This is a genomic window from Xenorhabdus vietnamensis, assembly GCF_002127535.1.
GTDB lineage: Bacteria > Pseudomonadota > Gammaproteobacteria > Enterobacterales > Enterobacteriaceae > Xenorhabdus > Xenorhabdus vietnamensis.
Genome location: NZ_MUBJ01000006.1, coordinates 131,657 through 151,988, shown reverse-complemented (window position 1 = coordinate 151,988; position 20,332 = coordinate 131,657). Strand labels below are relative to the sequence as shown.

20 protein-coding genes are annotated in these 20,332 nt (G+C 41.5%); 13 read left to right on the top strand and 7 right to left on the bottom strand.

The window, feature by feature from the left end:
- The first annotated feature begins 83 nt into the window (after positions 1-83).
- From cuyB to potC, 4 genes are all read left to right on the top strand, one after another.
- Entirely contained in the window at positions 84-773 is a 690-nt protein-coding gene (gene cuyB, locus Xvie_RS07820) for a cysteate racemase (RefSeq protein ID WP_086108771.1), read from the top strand.
- 626 nt (positions 774-1,399) lie between these two features.
- A complete protein-coding gene (gene potA, locus Xvie_RS07815) occupies positions 1,400-2,515 on the top strand; it encodes a spermidine/putrescine ABC transporter ATP-binding protein PotA (protein ID WP_086108770.1) in 1,116 nt (371 codons plus the stop codon).
- Positions 2,499-3,359 (top strand): spermidine/putrescine ABC transporter permease PotB, encoded by an 861-nt coding sequence (gene potB, locus Xvie_RS07810; RefSeq protein ID WP_086108769.1) that lies wholly within the window; start codon positions 2,499-2,501, stop codon positions 3,357-3,359. The genes potA and potB overlap by 17 nt, the downstream gene beginning before the upstream one ends.
- On the top strand, positions 3,356-4,135 hold the full coding sequence (potC, locus tag Xvie_RS07805; protein ID WP_086108768.1) for a spermidine/putrescine ABC transporter permease PotC: 780 nt from the start codon (positions 3,356-3,358) through the stop codon (positions 4,133-4,135). The genes potB and potC overlap by 4 nt, the downstream gene beginning before the upstream one ends.
- Positions 4,136-4,247: 112 nt before the next feature.
- Here potC and Xvie_RS07800 read toward each other — a convergent pair whose 3' ends face one another.
- The gene (locus Xvie_RS07800; RefSeq protein ID WP_086108823.1) at positions 4,248-4,637 is read right to left on the bottom strand and encodes a type II toxin-antitoxin system death-on-curing family toxin; all 390 of its coding nucleotides are present in this window, start codon (positions 4,635-4,637) and stop codon (positions 4,248-4,250) included.
- Positions 4,637-4,858, bottom strand: coding sequence for a type II toxin-antitoxin system Phd/YefM family antitoxin (locus Xvie_RS07795; protein WP_244175539.1), 222 nt, complete (start codon positions 4,856-4,858; stop codon positions 4,637-4,639). The genes Xvie_RS07800 and Xvie_RS07795 overlap by 1 nt, the downstream gene beginning before the upstream one ends.
- A gap of 208 nt (positions 4,859-5,066) precedes the next feature.
- Here Xvie_RS07795 and potD point away from each other — a divergent pair, with 208 nt between their 5' ends.
- Positions 5,067-6,119, top strand: coding sequence for a spermidine/putrescine ABC transporter substrate-binding protein PotD (potD, locus tag Xvie_RS07785; protein ID WP_086108766.1), 1,053 nt, complete (start codon positions 5,067-5,069; stop codon positions 6,117-6,119).
- A 57-nt stretch (positions 6,120-6,176) separates the two neighbouring features.
- Here the strand turns inward: potD and Xvie_RS07780 are convergent, their stop codons facing one another.
- Positions 6,177-7,049 (bottom strand): phosphorothioated DNA-binding restriction endonuclease, encoded by an 873-nt coding sequence (locus tag Xvie_RS07780; protein ID WP_086108765.1) that lies wholly within the window; start codon positions 7,047-7,049, stop codon positions 6,177-6,179.
- 555 nt (positions 7,050-7,604) lie between these two features.
- On the opposite strand from Xvie_RS07780, the gene Xvie_RS07775 reads away from it, so the two are divergent.
- The 5 genes from Xvie_RS07775 to Xvie_RS07755 all read left to right on the top strand — a co-directional run bounded on the left by Xvie_RS07775 (position 7,605) and on the right by Xvie_RS07755 (position 12,918).
- Positions 7,605-8,246 (top strand): phosphatase PAP2 family protein, encoded by a 642-nt coding sequence (locus Xvie_RS07775; RefSeq protein WP_086108764.1) that lies wholly within the window; start codon positions 7,605-7,607, stop codon positions 8,244-8,246.
- 584 nt (positions 8,247-8,830) lie between these two features.
- A complete protein-coding gene (locus Xvie_RS07770; RefSeq protein WP_086108763.1) occupies positions 8,831-9,829 on the top strand; it encodes a 3-oxoacyl-[acyl-carrier-protein] synthase III C-terminal domain-containing protein in 999 nt (332 codons plus the stop codon).
- Complete coding sequence (locus tag Xvie_RS07765; RefSeq protein ID WP_086108762.1) at positions 9,826-10,845, top strand: NAD-dependent epimerase/dehydratase family protein; 1,020 nt, start codon at positions 9,826-9,828, stop codon at positions 10,843-10,845. The genes Xvie_RS07770 and Xvie_RS07765 overlap by 4 nt, the downstream gene beginning before the upstream one ends.
- The gene (locus Xvie_RS07760; protein WP_086108761.1) at positions 10,838-11,644 is read left to right on the top strand and encodes an MBL fold metallo-hydrolase; all 807 of its coding nucleotides are present in this window, start codon (positions 10,838-10,840) and stop codon (positions 11,642-11,644) included. Before Xvie_RS07765 ends, Xvie_RS07760 begins: the two co-directional genes overlap by 8 nt.
- Positions 11,641-12,918 carry a F390 synthetase-related protein gene (locus Xvie_RS07755; protein ID WP_086108760.1) on the top strand — a complete coding sequence of 426 codons (1,278 nt, stop codon included), beginning with the start codon at positions 11,641-11,643 and terminating at the stop codon, positions 12,916-12,918. The genes Xvie_RS07760 and Xvie_RS07755 overlap by 4 nt, the downstream gene beginning before the upstream one ends.
- Before the next feature lie 138 nt (positions 12,919-13,056).
- Here Xvie_RS07755 and Xvie_RS07750 read toward each other — a convergent pair whose 3' ends face one another.
- The gene (locus Xvie_RS07750) at positions 13,057-13,311 is read right to left on the bottom strand and encodes a Txe/YoeB family addiction module toxin (protein WP_086108759.1); all 255 of its coding nucleotides are present in this window, start codon (positions 13,309-13,311) and stop codon (positions 13,057-13,059) included.
- Positions 13,308-13,568: a type II toxin-antitoxin system Phd/YefM family antitoxin gene (locus tag Xvie_RS07745; RefSeq protein WP_244175537.1), complete on the bottom strand. Its 261-nt coding sequence runs from the start codon at positions 13,566-13,568 to the stop codon at positions 13,308-13,310. Before Xvie_RS07745 ends, Xvie_RS07750 begins: the two co-directional genes overlap by 4 nt.
- A 9-nt stretch (positions 13,569-13,577) precedes the next feature.
- On the opposite strand from Xvie_RS07745, the gene Xvie_RS07740 reads away from it, so the two are divergent.
- Positions 13,578-14,132 (top strand): RtcB family protein, encoded by a 555-nt coding sequence (locus tag Xvie_RS07740; RefSeq protein ID WP_339373944.1) that lies wholly within the window; start codon positions 13,578-13,580, stop codon positions 14,130-14,132.
- Between the two features lie 66 nt (positions 14,133-14,198).
- Here Xvie_RS07740 and Xvie_RS07735 read toward each other — a convergent pair whose 3' ends face one another.
- Entirely contained in the window at positions 14,199-15,473 is a 1,275-nt protein-coding gene (locus Xvie_RS07735) for a bifunctional O-acetylhomoserine aminocarboxypropyltransferase/cysteine synthase (protein ID WP_086108758.1), read from the bottom strand.
- A gap of 486 nt (positions 15,474-15,959) precedes the next feature.
- Here Xvie_RS07735 and Xvie_RS07730 point away from each other — a divergent pair, with 486 nt between their 5' ends.
- Both Xvie_RS07730 and Xvie_RS07725 read left to right on the top strand, forming a co-directional pair.
- Positions 15,960-16,541 carry an Ail/Lom family outer membrane beta-barrel protein gene (locus tag Xvie_RS07730; RefSeq protein ID WP_086108757.1) on the top strand — a complete coding sequence of 194 codons (582 nt, stop codon included), beginning with the start codon at positions 15,960-15,962 and terminating at the stop codon, positions 16,539-16,541.
- Positions 16,542-16,839: 298 nt separating this feature from the next.
- Positions 16,840-18,717 carry an ABC-F family ATP-binding cassette domain-containing protein gene (locus Xvie_RS07725; protein WP_208612537.1) on the top strand — a complete coding sequence of 626 codons (1,878 nt, stop codon included), beginning with the start codon at positions 16,840-16,842 and terminating at the stop codon, positions 18,715-18,717.
- A gap of 53 nt (positions 18,718-18,770) precedes the next feature.
- Here Xvie_RS07725 and Xvie_RS07720 read toward each other — a convergent pair whose 3' ends face one another.
- Positions 18,771-20,018 carry a vWA domain-containing protein gene (locus tag Xvie_RS07720; protein WP_086108755.1) on the bottom strand — a complete coding sequence of 416 codons (1,248 nt, stop codon included), beginning with the start codon at positions 20,016-20,018 and terminating at the stop codon, positions 18,771-18,773.
- Positions 20,019-20,332 lie beyond the last annotated feature (314 nt).

Sequence of the window (20,332 nt, the reverse complement as noted above, 5' to 3'; positions counted from 1 at the left end):
AAATTCAACATAGGCCATAGAAATATTGCAATCACGAACCGTAATTTATATGCCATCATAACGATTACTTATGGAGATGGCATATGAGAAAAATAATTGGCATTCTTGGCGGCATGGGGCCGGCCGCAACTGTAGATACAATGGAAAAGATAATTCAATATACACCAGCAAACAGAGATCAGGAACATATTCCTGTTATTACCGTTTCTTTTCCTGATATTCCAGACAGAACGGAAAGTATACTTTCTGGTGGAGTATCGCCATTAAATAACATGTTGGTTTCATTGAGAATATTAGAGTCATCGGGAGCACGGTGTATTATTATGCCGTGTAATACAGCGCATTATTGGTATGATGAGTTAAAAGCATCAACTAAAATGTACTTTCTGAATATGATTGAAATTACTTGTAATAAAATCGTAATGGAAGGGATTAATAACGTTGCGATTCTTGCTACAACAGGGACGATAAAGTCACGGCTTTATCAATCTCAGTTGGAAAAAGAAAAAGTGAACTTTGTGGTTCCTGATGATATTCAGCAGGAAGTTATTATGGAAAGTATTTTGGCTTATAAAAGCGGCGATGAAGAAAAGGCTTATTGGTTAATAGAGTCAGTTATTTCTCAGCTTAAAAATATTGGGGTTGAAAAATTTATTATGGGGTGTAGTGAGATACCGGTTATTCTTAAAAGGGAAGGTAATACGGATTGGTATATTGATGCTACGGAAGAATTAGTTAGATGTGCAGTTGATTGGTGCTATTTGGTGGATTAGACTAATAAATGCAATTTCTCAGAAAGGCGGTCAATTGCTATAGTAAGGCACCTTTCTCACCACAGGAAAATGAACTTATTAGGAGAATCCAAGAATTACAAAATTAGTTATTAAAACAATAAAAAATAGTGCTAATAAATTAATAGACCTCAATAATAAAAAAGAAATCCATCATCGGAATGACAGCTATCAATATGATTGTCAGTATGAAAAGAGAGTCAGAATGTCATAACAAAAGAATGAATGCCTGAGTCTCTTGGAAGTATCGGTGAGTGGGGTATCGCATGGCTATGGAGTTTGCTTTGGGTTTTTGTGATAATTAATTGAAAAATAACAATATTTAACTTATTCCAAAATGGAGGGTGGAAAATAATTTTCATACGGTAATATTTAGTTCAAGATGGTTATAAGCGTTATCATTTGTGAAATGATAATAAAAAATGACATATTGTCATTGTTTCGGCTTTCAATTTGGGCTTACTGCGTTTATCATGCGCGCTTCGTAATTTCAACCGGCGCCACTGGCTTTGAGCTTTAGCGGAGAAATGATGCCTCCTGCTAGCTGACACAGTCTTTTCCCGTGGCGGTTCTATCTGCATTATTCCAAGGGATAGATGATAGCATAAATGACTGAGAATACCTCTCTGACACCACTTGTTGAATTGAAAGCCTTGAATAAGGGCTTCGATGGCAAACAAGTTATTTCACAGCTTGATCTGACAATCAATGATGGCGAGTTCCTGACCATTCTGGGGCCATCCGGTTGTGGCAAAACCACAGTACTCCGTTTGATTGCCGGGCTAGAAGATGCTGATTGTGGCAAAATTTTACTGGAAGGGCAGGACATTACCGATATTCCCGCCGAACACCGTCACGTTAATACGGTCTTCCAGAGTTATGCCTTGTTCCCCCACATGACCGTATTTGAAAACGTCGCTTTTGGACTTCGAATGCAGAAAACACCGGAAAAAGAGATTGCTCCGCGTGTTGAAGAAGCATTGCGTATGGTTCAGCTTGAAGAGTTTGCCCAGCGTAAACCTGCCCAGCTTTCCGGCGGCCAGCAGCAGCGTGTGGCGATTGCCCGTGCGGTAGTCAATAAACCCAAAGTCTTGCTGCTGGATGAATCACTGTCCGCGCTCGATTACAAATTGCGCAAGCAGATGCAAAATGAGCTGAAGGCGCTCCAGCGTAAGCTTGGCATCACCTTTATCTTCGTTACCCATGATCAGGAAGAGGCTCTGGTCATGTCAGACCGCATCGTGGTTATGCGTGACGGACGCATTGAACAGGATGGTTCTCCACGTGAGATTTACGAAGAGCCGAAAAACCTGTTTGTTGCCCGCTTTATCGGCGAAATCAATATCTTTGATGCTGAAGTATTGCACCGTATTGATGAGCAGCGGATACGCGCTAATGTTGAAGGCCACGAATGTGATATTTTCACTTCGCTACCTGTGATGGTCGGGCAAACGTTGAAAGTATTGCTGCGCCCGGAAGACCTGCGCGTGGAAGAAATCAACAACGGTGAGCAGGTATCAGGCCTGATTGGTTATGTCCGTGAGCGTAACTACAAGGGCATGACTCTGGATTCAGTGGTCGAAATGGAAAATGGCAAGATGGTCATGGTAAGTGAATTCTTCAACGAAGATGATCCTGATGTTGACCATTCCCTGAACCAGAAAATTGCCGTGACTTGGGTAGAAAGCTGGGAGGTTGTGCTGGTCGATGAAGAAGACGCGTAAACTATTCCAGAATATCGTCATTACGGGCATTGTCGCTTGGCTGATGCTGTTCGTCTTTTTGCCGAATCTGATGATTATCGGAACCAGCTTCCTGACTCGTGATGATGCCAATTTAGTGAAGATGGTATTCTCGCTGGATAACTATACCCGGTTGTTCGATCCGCTGTACGCTGAGGTGTTGCTGCATTCGCTGAATATGGCGATTGTGGCGACGCTGTGCTGTCTGGTGATTGGTTATCCGTTCGCTTTTTTCTTGGCACGCATGCCGCAGAAATTGCGTCCACTCATGTTATTCCTGCTGATCGTTCCGTTCTGGACGAACTCGCTAATCCGTATTTACGGCTTGAAGATGTTCCTCAGTACCCGCGGATATTTGAATGATTTTCTGCTGTGGGTGGGGATTGTTGATAAACCGTTGCGCATTATGTATACCCCTGAAGCGGTTGTATTGGGACTGGTTTATATCCTGCTACCGTTTATGGTGATGCCGCTCTATTCCAGCATTGAGAAACTGGATAAACCCTGTCTGGAAGCGGCGCGCGATTTGGGGGCAGGGAAATTGCAGACGTTTATTCGCATTATTGTGCCACTCACCATGCCGGGCATTATCGCCGGTTGTTTGCTGGTATTACTGCCAGCGATGGGGCTGTTCTATGTGGCGGATTTGATGGGCGGAGCAAAGAACCTGTTGATCGGTAACGTGATTAAGAGTCAATTCCTCAATATCCGCGACTGGCCGTTTGGGGCGGCGACCAGCATTTGTCTGACGCTGGTAATGGGGTTGATGTTATTGGTTTACTATCGTGCAGCTAAGCTGTTGAACAAGAAGGTGGAACTGGAATGATCAGACGCCTGTTGCGCGGTGGCTTCATGACCATCATTTATGCGTACCTGTATATTCCGATTCTCATTCTGCTGGTAAGTTCGTTTAACCAATCACGTTTTGGTATTAAGTGGCAGGGTTTTACCACCGAATGGTACAGTCTGCTGTTTTCCAATGACAGCCTGCTTCAAGCGGCTGGCCACTCTCTGACAATGGCGGTAGCATCTGCTACGTTTGCGACCTTGATTGGCTCTTTAACTGCGGTGGCTTTGTATCGTTACTCATTCCGTGGCAAAAAGTTCGTTGGCGGTATGCTGTTTGTGGTGATGATGTCGCCAGATATCGTGATGGCGATTTCCTTGTTAGTGCTGTTTATGTTGCTCGGCATCTCACTGGGGTTCTGGTCGCTGTTGTTTTCGCATATCACCTTCTGCCTGCCGTTTGTGGTTGTCACGGTTTACTCCCGCCTGAAAGACTTCGATATCAAAATGCTGGAAGCAGCACGTGATTTGGGAGCAAGTGAACTGACCATCCTGCGGAAAATCATCTTGCCGCTGGCGATGCCGGCAGTCATGGCGAGTTGGTTGCTGAGTTTTACTCTGTCAATGGATGATGTGGTTGTTTCCTCATTTGTGACGGGGCCAAGCTATGAAATCCTGCCACTTAAGATCTATTCAATGGTAAAAGTAGGGATTTCGCCGGAAGTGAACGCATTGGCAACGATTTTGTTACTTATGTCGTTGGTTTTGGTGATGATTAGCCAATTTGTAATGCGCGATCGCACGGGTAAGTCTTAATCTTCTTTTAAGCGTGGGTGTTTAAGCATGGTTGTTTAAGCGTGGTTATAGGTTGACCACGCTTTTCTTATTTTGTAATCGTTTTTGCCATAGGTAAACAATTCGATGAATATCAGTAAGGATTAACCTCTGGTTTGAAAAGTTCTCTGAGTTTGGTAGCCAATTGTGCAGCTACAAATTCTCCTTTAGCTGCTTTTACCGTCAATTCAACCAATTCTGGATGGTCATAAACTTTTACTCTGTTACGTTTCAGGAATAATATAGCGGTATTCAGAGCTGTTCGTTTGTTTCCATCTATAAAAATATGGCCGCGGGCAATGGCGAGCCAGTATGTTGCAGCTAGTTCATAGATATCAGTGATAGCTTCATAAAATTCTCGGTTCATCACTCGGCTAACTATCGCGTTTGCTCGGCCAGGATCAGACAATCCGGGCACACCTGCATAACGACGTAAAAGATAATCATGAAGGGCAATTACTTCATCGGGAGTGACGTGTCGAATCATCTATCTGTTAATGCCCTGTTCGATGTATCTAATAGGCCGACGATATCAGCAAATTCAGCGTCCAATTTCGCTTTTTGGAGTGCTTCAAATTCTTTTTTACTGATAATCACGGCAGTTTCTCGACCATGACGGGTAATCTCTACGGGTTGGCCAGCCACAGCTTGATCGATAACTGCTGCTAGATTTTCGCGGGCGTGTGAAATGGTGAATGTATCCACGATGTTTTCTCCTGCATTTGTATATATTATGTGCATGGTTGGCGTATTGTACAATTAAATTGTATAAATTGTACAATTCATAAACCTGCAATTTAACAAGTGGCTTTACCCTACAAAATGCTGCTTTTATAATAGCCGTTTTTGGGGGGGTAGGTTCATGCAGAGCCTATATACGATATTGACGCACTAACTGTGTGGAAAACATGACATGAAAAAGTGGTTTTATCTGTTAGCCGCTGGAATGATGGCATTAAGCATTGGTTCGGTAAATGCCGCTGCTGCTAATGATGGCAAAACGCTGTATTTCTACAACTGGACTGAATACGTTCCGCCTGGCTTGCTCAACCAGTTCACTAAAGAAACTGGGATCAAGGTGATTTATTCTACCTATGAATCCAATGAGAGCATGTACACCAAGCTGAAAACCTATAAAGATGGTGCTTATGATTTAGTGGTTCCATCCACTTACTTTGTCTCAAAAATGAGTAAAGAAGGGATGTTGCAAAAAATCGATACCAGTAAACTGAGCAACTTCCATAATCTTGATCCTAATTTGCTGCATAAGTCTTTTGACCCGAATAACGATTACTCTATTCCTTATATTTGGGGGGCAACGGCGATTGGCGTTAATCGCGATACTATTGATCCAAAAAACCTCTCTGCTTGGGCTGATTTTTGGCAACCGAAGTACAAAAGCAGCTTAGTGCTGACTGACGATGCCCGTGAAGTTTTCCAGATGGCGTTGCTGAAATTGGGTCATTCCGGCAATACCACCGATCCGAAAGAGATTGAAGCCGCTTATCAGGAACTGAGAAAACTGATGCCAAATGTACTGGCATTTAACTCTGACAACCCTGCTAACCCATTTATGGAAGGTGAAGTTGATATCGGTATGATGTGGACTGGCTCTGCTTATGTTGCACGTCAGGCTGGCACACCTGTTGATATTATTTGGCCGAAAGAAGGTGGGATTTTCTGGATGGATAGCTTGGCTATTCCAGCGAATGCCAAGAATGTTGATGGTGCGATGAAATTGATCAATTTCTTGTTGCGTCCAGAGATTGCAGCGCAAGTAGCTGAGAAAATTGGTTATCCAACCCCGAATCTAGAGGCGAAAAAATTACTGCCTAAGGAAATGGCAGAAGATAAATCTCTGTATCCAGATGAAGCCGTGATCCAAAAAGGGGAATGGCAGAATGATGTTGGCAATGCCAGTATCTTGTACGAAGAGTATTTCCAAAAACTGAAAGCAAGTCAGTGATCTGAAATTCAATTAAGTAATTGGGGGAGACGTTGCTCCCCTTTTAATATTTGAGGGTTATTCTTTAAAGACTTGATTACGATGCCAGTCGATGAAACTTTCTGACGGATAATAGTTTTTGTTCTGGGGACGTAATATTGGCTGTTTTGCAAAATTCCAAAAAAGTTGCTTAACTATCGGCCCACCATTAATACTTTCTGAAACCAGTAAATTCATATTATGGTCAATACTGATTGAGCCCATATCGAATGCGGAATGGTGCAATGAACAAAGGGCAAGCCCGTTATTTACGGTACAGGGGCCGCCGTATTGTTTCCATTTGATGTGCGCTGCTTCCAGACCAACGGGAGTACTGTCATGTTGCAGGTTATAGCCACATATTGCACACTCGTAGTTATAGGCGCGCAGTATCTGCTGGCGAAAATGTGGATCACGCATTTTGCGGGTATCACTTAACGAGAAATCTAATTGATTGGCGAGCAGTTCCTGTATGCTGTCAGGAAAATGTTCACTGAGAATTTGTTGTGCCAGTTTATCAATGACAGCCGGCTTTTTGCGTAATAGCTGATAGTTTTGTTGGTCAAAACCAGCCTTTACACCAAATTCAATTAGTTCACGTTTTGGTGGTTGTTTGCTGCCTTTTTGTGGCGTGCAGAGTTCGGTATTTTGCAGCTCCCAAAAACCATCACCACGTAAACGCCAGAAGGGTAAGGAAGGATCGTGGCTTTTGCGTCTTGGACCAAAGTTGTTGAGTAATTCTAGTAATGGCTGGTGGATCTCCTCCCCATAATCAAACAGTCGTTCATGGCCTTTCTGATATTGAGAGAGTACATACAGCAATAGTAATGGCTTATGTGGTGCACGTTGATCACCCTTGCGCCAGATAGAAAGGTTTGAGATTGCGACCTGGAGTGCTTTGATTGTAGGCATGTAACTTGTTTGATTAATGGGTAAAGGTATTGCGATCATGCTCGCAAAAGTGATGAAGGGCAAGGTGTTGGTTTGTCCGGAATGATTTTTGTGAGAAATGTTTGGACATAATCAGTTTATTCAAAAATATTACTAATTTATCTTTAGGATATTTAAATATAAATTAAATTTAAAAATAATTTTATTTTCAATTGATTGTATATGAATTTGTTTTTAGTTCCCTTCTATTTAATAAATATCCTCTTTCTGTTCCCTCGATTATCTGATAAATAATAGTTTATTCTAACCCTGCCCTCAGAAATCATTTTTTCTGAGACGACCATTTAAGATAAGAAATAACAAAAATAAATATTTTTTGAAAATTAATAATTCAAGTTATTGCTCTAATCTGAGATTATTTCCTCTGGTACATTTTGCCGGAACAGAAAGTATATTCCTTTGATTTAGAGCTTAAGTTAAATAAATCCAGGCGATGAAAATACTTTTAGCTGATGCAATAAATCGATTATGGCGAAAGTGTGAGAACAAGCACTGTCACTTAAGCAGGAGGCCAGAATGAACAGGAAAATTGAACGTCTAGGATACCGATTATGGTGTTGTTTATTAGGATGGGGAACAGTTGGGGTTATTTACCATTTCACAGCTAACTATTATTTGAACGATCAAGTGACGATATTGCAACTTTCTGTTATTGACGAATGGATCGCATTTTCTTCCAATGGAGTTTGGTTCTATCTCTCTTTCTTCCTGTTGATACCGTTGGCTTATCTGTTCTGCCCACTATCCCGTGTACGTTGGTTAATGTTGGCAATGCAGGGTTGTGCCCTGTTTTCCGGTTTGATCTATTTACTTTATCCCACCACTCTCGATTATCCGTCGATTACGGGCGACAAAATTACAGATCGTATACTGGCTTACTTGATCACGATAGATTCATCACAAAATTGTTTGCCTTCATTACATGCTTCGTTAACTGCATTGTCTGTGTATGCACTTTGGCAAGGAAAACAAAGATTTTGGCAGTTGTTGTGGCTAACGTGGGGAATGTTGATAGGTTTTTCCATTATTCAACTACGTCGGCATTTATTTACCGATCTTATGGCAGGGATATCAACGGCGATTGTTATCGGCATCTTGTGCCAGTTAATTTTACAGGCAACTGTGGCACATTTTGATCGCAAGCAAACTAGCAAATGAAGAGGTGCATAAGAAACTAAAAATAAAATAGGATTTAATTTATTGAATTCATTTCTCTGAATAACAATGTTTTATTCAGAGTTATCCATTCATCATTTTTATTTTTTAAATATATAGGATGATAAATTAATCAATCTATTTTATTTGGCGGTGTAAATAACCAAAAATATTTAATTGATATTTAATTGATGTTTATTTTTAACAATGTGATTCGAATAATTTACTTTGGAAATAAAAATACAGTAAAACTATTACTTGTGAATAAATTAAGTTGATTTATTTGTAAATTAATATTTATTTTTATTTCACATAAACACAACAAACCCCATGATTAAATCTCATGGTACATTAATTCTATTAAAAAAAATTTATGACATTGAAATGATGAACCGAGAAAATTTTTTATTTTTCATGCATCTGTGTCAGATATTTCAATTTAGTAATATGATGTATCATAAATATCTACTTCCTGTTTAACCGACTATCTGATAAATACTAATTTACTCTGCCCCTATACTCAGAACTAACTTCATATTCTGATAATAAATTTAAACAAAAAATTAACACTTGGAAGTAATAAAAAAATGAAAAATTCAAATGAATTGATCCCATTAAAGATCATTGCGTCTGGTACTGCCTTGCCAGAAAACAAAGTGTATTCATCCGATTTAGATTTGAAGTTAAATAAACCGAGTGGTTTTGTAGAAAAGCATTCCGGAATAGAATATCGCTATCATTCTGATTATGAAGCATCTCAAGCTAAATTAGCTGTAGATGCATTGCATAATACTCTAGAAACGCATCAAATTTCGCCGGATTCAATTGATTTACTGATTTCAGCTTCTGCAATCCCAATTCAAGCTTTACCTTATTCCGCTGCACATATCTTAAAAGTGAGCCGATTAAAGGCAGGAACCGCCTGTTTTGATATTAATTCAAGTTGTGTGAGTTTTATCTCTGCCCTGAGTGCTGCCAGTGGATTGTTGGCGACCAGACAGTATCGGCGTATTGCCATTGTCTCCGCAGAGATGGCTTCCCGTGGCATTGATTGGTCACATCAGGAATCCTCACTGATTTTTGGTGATGGGGCGGCTTGTATGATCGTCGAAAGAGGAGATGGGCAAAGTGGGATTGTGACCTACAAACATGAAACTTATCCAGAAGGCCTCGAATTATGCGAGATCCGGGCTGGCGGAACCCGCAAGAATCTTCGTGCGGGCATGGAAGATAGTGATTTTCTGTTCCAGATGCAAGGTAAGCCACTGTTTAAACTGACTGCTTCATTAATTGAAGGCTTTACCGAGCGTGTACTGGCGAGTGCCAATCTTGAAATGTCTGATATTGATACCGTGGTTCCTCATCAGGCAAGCCATTTAGGACTGAAACATATTCGCAAGAGATTGAATATCAGGGATGAGAGATTTGTGAATATTTATCGTTATCGCGGTAATCAGGTTGCTGCATCAATTCCCAGTGCTCTGCATGAAGCTATGATGACCGATCGCTATTATGGTCGTGATTATGTGATGTTGCTTGGTACTGCGGCAGGGCTTTCATTAAGTGAGATGATTTTAAAACCATGAGAATCCTTGTAACCGGAGCAACAAGCGGCTTAGGTCGTAATGCCGTTGATTACCTGTTATCGCGTGGGGAGACGGTGGTGGCAACCGGGCGTGATCCGCAGGCGGGAGAGTCGTTAATTCAGTTGGGAGCCAAATTTCGCCGTGCTGAACTGGAGACATTAACGGTAGATGAAGCCGTTGAGCTGATGTCAGATTGTGATGCAGTCTGGCATTGTGCCGCTAAATCTTCTCCTTGGGGTGATCCGGATGAGTTTGAACGTATCAATTTAACTGCGACACATATGTTGGCACAGGCGGCGGGAATATGTGGTATCCAGCGATTTGTCCATATTTCTACTCCGGCCGTGTATTTTAATTTTTCACATCAACAGCATATTACCGAAAATCAGCGTAGCCAGCGTTTTGCTAATGATTACGCCCGGACGAAGTTCCTGGCGGAAGAGTGCATACTCAAACTGATTCGCCGCTATCCAGACACAACTTATATTATCCTGCGTCCCCGTGGGCTATTTGGCCCGCATGACCGAGTGTTGTTGCCGCGCCTGCTGGCTCAGGTTAAATCCAGTAAAGGTGTTATGGCCTTGCCTGCGGGTGGAAAGAATGCCTTGGATCTCACTTATGTAATGAATGTTGTCCATGCCATGTCATTGGCAACCCAACGCGAAGGTTTACAAAGTGGGGCGATATATAACATTACCAATCAGCAGCCACAACCACTGGCGAAGACCTTAGGGCAGTTATTTGACGAGATGCAGTTTGGTTATCGGATCAAATCATTGCCTTATCCATTTCTGTATGGCGTTGCGGCTGTAATGGAAGGGGTGGCTATGCTCACCCGAAAAGAGCCGTTGCTGACTCGTTACGGTATTGGGGCGGCTTATTATTCTATGACACTGGATAACTCAAAGGCACGGGAAGAGCTGGGTTATTCGCCGATTTATACCATGGAAGAAGGTATTCATTTAACAGCCAATTGGTTAAAACAGATAGACCAGCAGGCGGATTCACATGGTTAAGATGAGTGTTTTTGAGGTGGGATACTGTACTCATCCCGGCTGCGTGGCACTTAAAGGTGCCAGTCTTCGCGTATGTAAATTTCCAGCCCGTGCATGGTTGCTGGAGTGCAATGACAAGCGTTGGCTGCTTGATACCGGGTATGCCAGCCATTTTTACGATCATACCCGCAGTGGGATCATTCGATTATATCGCACGGTCACGCCAGTCTACTTTGACACCAAAGATTCATTGGTGATGCAGCTGAAAGAGGAAGGCATCCAAGCGCGTGATATTGATGGCATCATTATTTCTCACTTTCATGGTGATCATATTGCTGGATTGCGGGATTTCCCGCAGGCCAAATTTATCTGTTCGGGGGAAGGTTGGCAGCAAACCCGTAACTTACGTGGTATCGCTGCACTGAAAAAAGCATTTGTACGGGGATTAATCCCCGAAGATTTTGAATCCAGAGCCTGTTTTTATGAAGGGTTTGAAACCAGCCCGATGCCAGAAGAATTGTCGGTATTGGGTGAAGGTTACGCTGTACCAGAGAGCCAGAAACAGATGTTTATTGTTCCACTGCCCGGCCATGCGGCTGGGCACCTCGGCCTTTGTGTATTGGCTGAACAGGGTTGGGTATTGTTGGCGGGTGATGCGGCTTGGTCACCAAGTAACTACCGTGAACTGCGCGGGCCAGCAAAGTTAGCAAATATCATTATGGATGACAGCCGTGCTTATTATGAAACATTGAATAAGTTGCACCAAATTGACCAAAAGCAGGTTCCTATCCAGCTATGTCACGAGGGAGATTTGGAATGATTCTTAAAACGCTTTGGTATTATTGGCGAGCCAAAAAGCAGTGGAAATTTTCCAGCCGACAGCAGCTTGAACAACATCAATCGAGAGAGCTAGCGAAATTTCGGCATAGGATTCTGGCGAAAAGTTCTTATTTTGCCTCATATGGTGATTTGCCGTTGGCGAAATATCCGCTCATGAATAAAGCCATCATGATGGAAAATTTCGATCAAATGAATACGGCAGGTCTCAAGCGTGATGCGCTTTTGGAGTGCGCGCGATTGAGCGAACAGTCACGAGATTTCAAACCAACAGTCGGTAAATTCAGCGTTGGAATGTCGTCAGGCACATCAGGGCAGCGGGGAATTTTCGTCATTAGCCCTAAAGAGCGGAGCATTTGGGCAGGAACCATGCTCGCCAAAATGCTGCCAAACGGATTATTTCACGGTGAGCGGGTCGCGCTGTTTTTACGGGCAGGAAACAATCTCTACGATAGCGTTCAGAACCGCTGGATATCCTTCCGTTTTTTTGATTTATTCGCTGACTTTAATCAGCAGGTGCAAGCGCTGGTGGAATACCAACCCACGATCGTTGTTGCGCCCGCTCAAGTATTGCGCGCGCTGGCATTGAAAATCCAGCAAGGCGAGGCGTCATTGTCGCCCGCTAAAGTGATTTCGGCGGCAGAAGTGCTGGAGCCACAAGATCGCCAATTATTGGAAGGCGTATTCCGGGAAGTGGGAGAGGTTTATCAGGCAACGGAAGGTTTCTTAGCGTGTACTTGCCCACATGGAACATTGCACCTTAACGAAGAGTTTCTGCATATTGAGCCGAAATGGATCGATGAATCACGTTTTAACCCGATCATCACAGATTTTACGCGGGAAACTCAACCTATTGTGCGTTATCAGCTTGACGATATTCTGGTGGTGAAGAAAACGCCATGTACTTGTGGCAATCCGGCACTGGCGATAGAGCGTATAGAAGGGCGCAGTGATGATCAGTTGATTTTACCTTCACACAATGGCGAAAAAGTGAGTATTTTTGCCGATCCTTGTTCACGGATTATTGCCAATACCCTGCCACTGACCAGCGATTATCGGTTGACTCAAACTGACTTGCTGCTGCGCCTGGAAGGCGATTGTGATATTGCGATCCTTCAACAATGTCAGTCCGCGCTGGCTGATCATTTCGCCAAACAGGGCGTCGATATTGATCAAATTGAGTGGCAATGTGTATCGCAGGCAATATTGCCGGATCTGTTTAATAAACGTCGTCGGATTATTAGGAAAAAGGGATAGTTGGGGAGGGGGGGCTGGGAAGATTATTTAAATAGGCTTGGAATAGACTGCTTGCCTATCACAGCGCAATCGTACCGGAGGTAGTCGATTGCGCATTTTTATTTTGGCGATTCGGATGGGAAAATTTCGGCATATAAATTAATAGTGATAGCGACATTGTACAATAACTATTGCTGTGTCTGTCACCTTGTAAACTAGACGATGCTCGCGATCAATCCGCCTAGACCAGTATCCTGACCAGTTGTGCTTTAAGGGCTCTGGATCACCGAGACCATCAAAGGGCTGCCGTGCGATATCCCTAATAAGAGTATTAATGCGTTTTAGGGTTTTTTTATCGGTTTGTGGCCAATAAAGATAATCTTCCCATGCAGTTTCTGCCCAAGATAGAATCATTCTTCCAGCAAGCCTTTTTCGAGGGTGTTAGCGCTTTCCACTTCTGCAATAGCTTGGTTTAAGCGAGCTGCATTTTTAGGGCTTGCCATCAAATAGGCAGTCTCTTCATAAGCGCGAAAATCTTCCAAACTGAGTACAACCGCTGGTTTACCATTCTGACGAGTGATCATGATGGGTTGATGATCATCGTTCACTTTATCTAGGGTACTGGCTAAATGCGTTCGAAATGCTGAATAACTCATAACATTCATGGTCATTATCTCATAATGCTTACGTACTTATTATTGTACATGTACAATAATAAGTACTCAAGTGTAATATTTGAACAAATTGTTTCCTTTACAACCTCAATTCGTATTGTTCTCACAGAGTTGGTTCGCTCGGCGTGGCAGAAAGTATTTGCACAGGATAAAAGCAAGCTGATTGTGGACCTTTCGCATAATATTATTTTTCCTGAGCAGGGAATGAATCTACATCGTAAAGGCGCAACACCAGCGAGAGCAGGTGAATTGGCACTGATCCCCGGCTCAATGGGAGATTATTCCTATTTGGTGAAGGGAAAAGGTAATTCAGATTGGTTATGGTCGTGTTCACATGGAGCTGGTCGTTCAGTGCGACGTCAGGTAATGCGTGGTAAATGGCCCGATATCCAAAAGAATGGTCGATTACCGTGGCAGTGCATCACCTTGAAAAGCGAGCGTATGCGTGAAGAGGCTCCAGAAGCTTATAAGCCGATTACACCAGTGATCGAAATTCAAGAGCAGGCAGGGTTAATCCAGTCAGTGGCAAGAATAAAGCCGTGGATAACATTTAAAGCCTGATGGTTGAAGGGCTGGTTTTGCCAGCCCTTACTTTAATAATCTATAAATAAAGGGACAGGATTATAATTATTTTGCTGCACTCAGTGCTTGTGAAAGATCAGCAATAATATCATCACTGTGTTCGATTCCAATGGATAGGCGAATCAGATCACGCGATACGCCTGCTTTTACCATTTCTTTATCATTTAGCTGGCGATGAGTTGTTGAAGCTGGGTGGCAAGCCAATGATTTGGCATCACCGATATTTACTAGACGCACAATCAGTTGCAGGGCATCAATAAAACGGATACCAGCTTCTTCTCCTCCTTTGATACCAAAAGAAAGAATTGAAGCGGGTTTTCCTCCCATATAGCGCACAGCCAAATCATGCTCTGGGTGTGCAGGCAGTCCTGCATATTTAACCCATGACACTTGAGGGTGTTGTTCCAGATATTGTGCGATTTTCAGGGCATTTTCGGTATGACGTTCCATACGCAGTGCCAATGTTTCAAGGCCTTGCAAGATGAGAAAAGCATTGAATGGAGAAAGCGCTGATCCAGTACTGCGCAGGGGCCCGACACGGCAGCGGGCGATAAAGGCCGCGATACCAAAATGTTCGGTGTAAATTATCCCATGGTATGAAGCATCCGGTGTGCTCAAGATAGCAAAACGATCTTGATGTTCTGCCCACGGGAATTTACCTGAATCAACGATAATTCCGCCAATCGAGTTACCATGTCCCCCAATATATTTGGTCAGGGAGTGGATGATAATGTCTGCACCATGTTCAAACGGGCGACATAAATAAGGGGTGGCGACGGTATTATCGACAATCAGGGGAATTCCGTGCTTGTGGGCAATATCTGCCAATGCCTGAATATCAATGATATTCCCGCTTGGGTTGGTTATGGATTCACAAAATATTGCTTTGGTTTTTTTATCAATCATCTCTTCAGTGGCAGCAATATCATCATGAGCCACGAAACGGGTTTCAATCCCAATATTTGGGAAAGTGTGTGCCATTAAGTTATAAGTACCACCATAGAGTTTCGCCACCGAAATAATGTTATCACCTACGCCTGCTATGGTTTGAATAGCGTAGGTGATAGCTGACATCCCAGATGCAACTGTAAGCGCACCAATACCACCTTCTAAAGCGGCAACACGTTTTTCCAATACATCATTTGTTGGATTCATCATGCGGGAGTAAATGTTGCCTTCGACTTTTAAGTCAAAAAGATCTGCACCATGCTGGGAATCATCAAAAGCGTAGGAAGTAGTCTGATAAATGGGGACAGCAACAGCTTTGGTTGTTGGATCTGGTGAGTAACCGGCATGGATAGATAAAGTTTCTAATTTCATTGTCATTTCCTTGAGTTAAGTGAGGTAATACTGACATTTGAGACTGACAATCAAAAATAGTGGCGCGTTTTTTCGGTTGGTTTGTTGGTTGAGGTTCCTGTATTAGCTGACGGGATATAGCCATGAGAGATTATTTTATGTCTGGAATATAAATTTATTTATCATGCCGTACCTTATTGTTATCTATTTGGATTAGAGAAAAAATTATAGCCAATTTACAAAATTACATTGTGGTGGAGCAATATCAAAAATAAATATCAATAGATATCAATTTGATACTGGGTTTTAAATAGAGGTATTTCGTTCTTTTGATGAAATATATCCACACGTTATATTGATACCACAATGTTAATAATTCAATCCTGTTCACATTTGTTGCATTTTACCCGATAGCCTTACAGAAACTATCTATACTTTAAACGGTTAAAACTAAACGGTTAAAACTAAACGGTTAAAACGTTTAATAAACATAAAAGGTAATAATTAATGGTGATGAAAAAAGCACTTCTTGCAACTTTGGTTGTATCCGGTTTTATGTGTGGCTCAGTTGCTTATGCTGATACACAGACTGTCGCTGTGGGTTATGCTCAAAGTAAGATTCAAGATATTAAAGATATTCGTGGCGTGAATTTTCACTACCGTTATGAGTGGGATTCTCCTGTGAGTATTATTGGCTCATTTACTTATATGAAAGGCAGCGAAAATGGTAGTGGTAGTGGTGTTTACCGTTCTTGGAAAGCCAATGCTGATCTAAAATATTATTCGTTGATGGCTGGCCCAGCTTACCGAATTAATGATTATGTGAGTGTTTATGGGGTGTTGGGTTTTGTTCATTCAAAAGTCGATGTTTTCGGGAGAGGAACTGAGCGTGGAAAAAATGGGGAAATAATTTCTTATTCTGTAAAACTGGATAATAAATCGACCGATTTCGCTTATGGTGCTGGAGTGGAAATCAATCCCATTCCAAACCTCAGCCTTTATGCTGGCTATGAAGGTTCATCATTAAAAGGTCGTGAAGATCGACTTAATATCAATGGATTTAATATCGGTGTGGGATATCGTTTCTAAGCAACGAATTTAAGGCGTATATTTCTTGATGTGTTCGTGGGATGTTTTTTCTCTTTTATGCAGATCTCAATATTCATTGGGATTAAATCAAGATCTTATTTTTATAGAGCAAGGTGCTTTTCTATTTTGGAAAGTACCTCTACTGGAAAGTACCTTTTTGTAATTATTACGTTAATCATGGATTCACATAATTATCACTCCTGCCATCATTAAAAAGATTTACTCATAAAAGGATTAAATAATAACATTAAGACACATAAAATTTCGCAGTTATGCCTTCATTTATTATGACAATGGCTTGACCTGGTTTTTCTTTGAATATATAAGTTTTGCTTGCAAAATAAACATCAATATGAGATTAACAAAGGTTTTTTATGATGGGGACATAACAATGTCAACGCTGATTCATTGTAATAAGGTTAACTTTAGTATTAATTCAAAGCCATTATTTAGCAATCTTTCCATAACTATTAAAGAAAACGACAGAGTTGCATTGGTCGGTTATAACGGCACAGGAAAAACTCACTTACTTAAGCTATTGGCTGGCATTGAAAAACCGGATGATGGACTAATTGAGTATGCTAATGGCCTGAGATTAGAAATGGTCTCTCAATTCATTGATGATTCATTGCTTGAAATGACTTTGCTGGAATGTATATCCAAAAAAGTAAAACAGATTGATGAATATAGTGATTATAAAGCAATATCAATGCTTTATAGTTTTGGCTTTCAGGATACAGATTTCACAACCCAAGTCGCTGATCTCAGTGGCGGGCAAAAGACAAAACTAATGTTTGCCATGAGTGCAATTGTAGAGCCAGATATTATTTTATTTGACGAACCCAGTAACCATTTAGATGCTAATATTTTGAAGTTTTTTGAGAATTTTTTTAATAATAATCTAAAGAGTGCTTTTATTATTGTTTCCCATGACCGAAACTTTCTGGATAACGTTACCAACCAGACAATTTTCTTACGTGATCAACAATTGGCGTTATTTTCCCTGCCATTTAGTCAGGCATTTGAAGAGTTACAAAAAAAAGATGAAGCTGATGCCTTGAGGTTGAAAGCGGAAGAAAAGAATATTCGACGCATACAAGAAAGTGCCAAACGTATGGCATATTGGGCAAAAACCTACGATAACGAAAAGTTTGCCAGAAAAGCCAAATCAATGGAGAAGCGGGTTGAAAGACTCGAAAAAAGTAAAACTAAAATAACTGAAGGAGAGACCTATCGATTATCGTTGGATGTTGACATTATCAAATCCAAACACATGTTGCAGATTGAAGAAAAATGGATTGGTTATCAACAGGATGGGAAGTTTAATTTTTTATTTTCAATCAATGGATTATATATCCGGCCGGGAGACAGAATTGCCTTGTTGGGGGACAATGGCGTGGGGAAATCTACGCTGATTCATACTCTAGTTGAGACTTACAGTGAGGCAAGAAAGAAGCATGATGAGCAGTTGGATAATTCGGCTTACGATACCGAAAATATCACTTTTTCCCCGCAGTGTAATATGGGCTATCTCGATCAGGAATTGGAGAAAATTCCGCTGAATGAATCGATTTTTGATGTGGTTAGAAATAACACGCCGAATATCGACGATATCACCTGTAAGCAACAATTGATTGCGGCAGGGTTTGAATATGCGGATTTTAATAAATTGGTAGGGCGCTTAAGTGGTGGTGAACGCTCCAGACTAATGTTTTTAATTTTGAAGTTAAATAAACACAATTTTTTGATTCTCGATGAGCCTACCAACCACTTGGATATTTTTGGCAAAATGGAATTGGAAAGTGAATTGATTAATAATGAAATGACAATATTGATTACTTCGCATGATAGGGCGTTTATTGATAACGTCGCCAATCGTTTTTTATTGATTAGAAACGGTAAGCTGGAAGAAGTGACATCCAGTGATGGGTATTATCAGTTCCTGAATGAAAAGGTGATTTCTTCTCAAAAAGAAGTGGTTAGGAATAAGGGAAGCACTCATGATGAATCAGAAACATTGGTGAATTTAGCGGATGAAGAGAACATTCTTCAACGCATTGTAGTATTGGAAAAAAATTTGTCAGAGGATTTGGCTCGGAAACCGAAACATCAGAAGCTGAAAAATCAGGAGATATGGAGAAAGGAAATTGAGAGACTCTATGCGATTTTAGGATGAATCCAGCGCCCCTAATTTGGGGCGCTCATAGTTATAAATTACATACTGCATAACTACAGAATTCGTTCAGCGGTGGCGGCATCGTGCCAGTCTTTAAACTCTTTTAATAACAGATCGTACAGTTGATCTTCTTTTACGGTGGCAAAATTGTCGATCGCAAAGAAATAGGTATTATCAAGACGACGATCGGTAAAGTTATCGAGATCTTCCAGTATTCCGTAATTCGAACCACCCAAACCAACAAACTTCCAAAAAATAGGATAATTTGCTGAACGTCTAATGGCATTTTTGATCTGACGAGTTTTACTGATACCACCGTCGGTAATAAACACAATATAGACAGGTAGATCACTGTCTTTAAAAAAGTCGATAACCTCTTCCATAACTGGTGGTTCATTATTTACACCGCCGAGACCAGGAAGAATTTCCCACATAGAGCGTTTTATAGCGGTCTGTATTGTGTGAATGTAGCCATCAAGATTATCTAGGGTTACGTCCTGATATTTTTTGTGTTTTGAGGCAAAGCCCCAGAGATCCATTGAACCGTCATCGTCAAATTGCACGGCCAGTACTGCAATACGATCCAGCACAGCCTGCACATGGTCTTTTTTGAATTGATCGTGCATCGATCCTGATGCATCAAGAACAAATGCGACTCGTGCTTTTATTGATTGTAGTTTGTGCTTATTCAGGCTGATAGTTGCATTTTTGGCGAGGTTTATAAGGCGTGGTGCTTTGTCCTGTAGTTTTTTCTCAAGGCTGATGGTTGGGCTAGGTGGTGGATTATTTGAAGGCACAGGTTGTTCCACATCCACACCAAAATTCACAGCCAGAGGCTCCAGCCCACCATTGAACCCTTGCCCTAAAGCCCGAAGTTTCCAGTTGCCGGAATGACGGTAAATTTCCGCAATAATCATTGCCTTTTCAGTTCTGCCGGAGGTTGAAACAGTGAAGCTAGCAATATTTGGGGCTTCAAATTTCAGTTGCTGAAGATTGGCGACTGAATCAGGGCCGTCTATCACCAGCGTGATAGCAATTTTGCTCACATCGGCATCTATTTTTGTCAGATCCACAGTGATAACGCTGCTTTGGTGAGATGTCTCCAAAACCAAGCTGTTATCTGCGGCTGAGGGATTATTGTAAAAGTAGAAATCACTATCTCCCCTGACTTTCCCATTGGCATTCAATAGAAAAGCGGAGGCATCTACTTCACTGCGAAAAGAGGGAGTTGTTGGGTAAGAAAGTGTCAATCGAAGAGAAGTCGTAGATAGAACGATATTCTGTCCAGCCTGAAGATTCATGCTTGATGTCCTTTTAAGTGTGTAACGAATGTTCCTGACGGGTGTTCCTCACCACAATGATCTTTGTCTCAAACGGAGGTTATTTTTCTGTCAGGATTGTAATGGGAATCACTGCGGAAAAATAGCGCATTTATAAGCAAAATTACCCCTGAAAAAGGGGGATTGTTCTTGAGAGCTGCCGTGAAAATAAATGCTCTGTTTAGCGCTAAGCGAAGAACGGCAGAATTGCTTGTTATTTCCTCATCTATGGCAACAACCTACATGATATTGAAACAGCTTGGGTTGAATACATACGTTCCGAGATTTGGCTCACT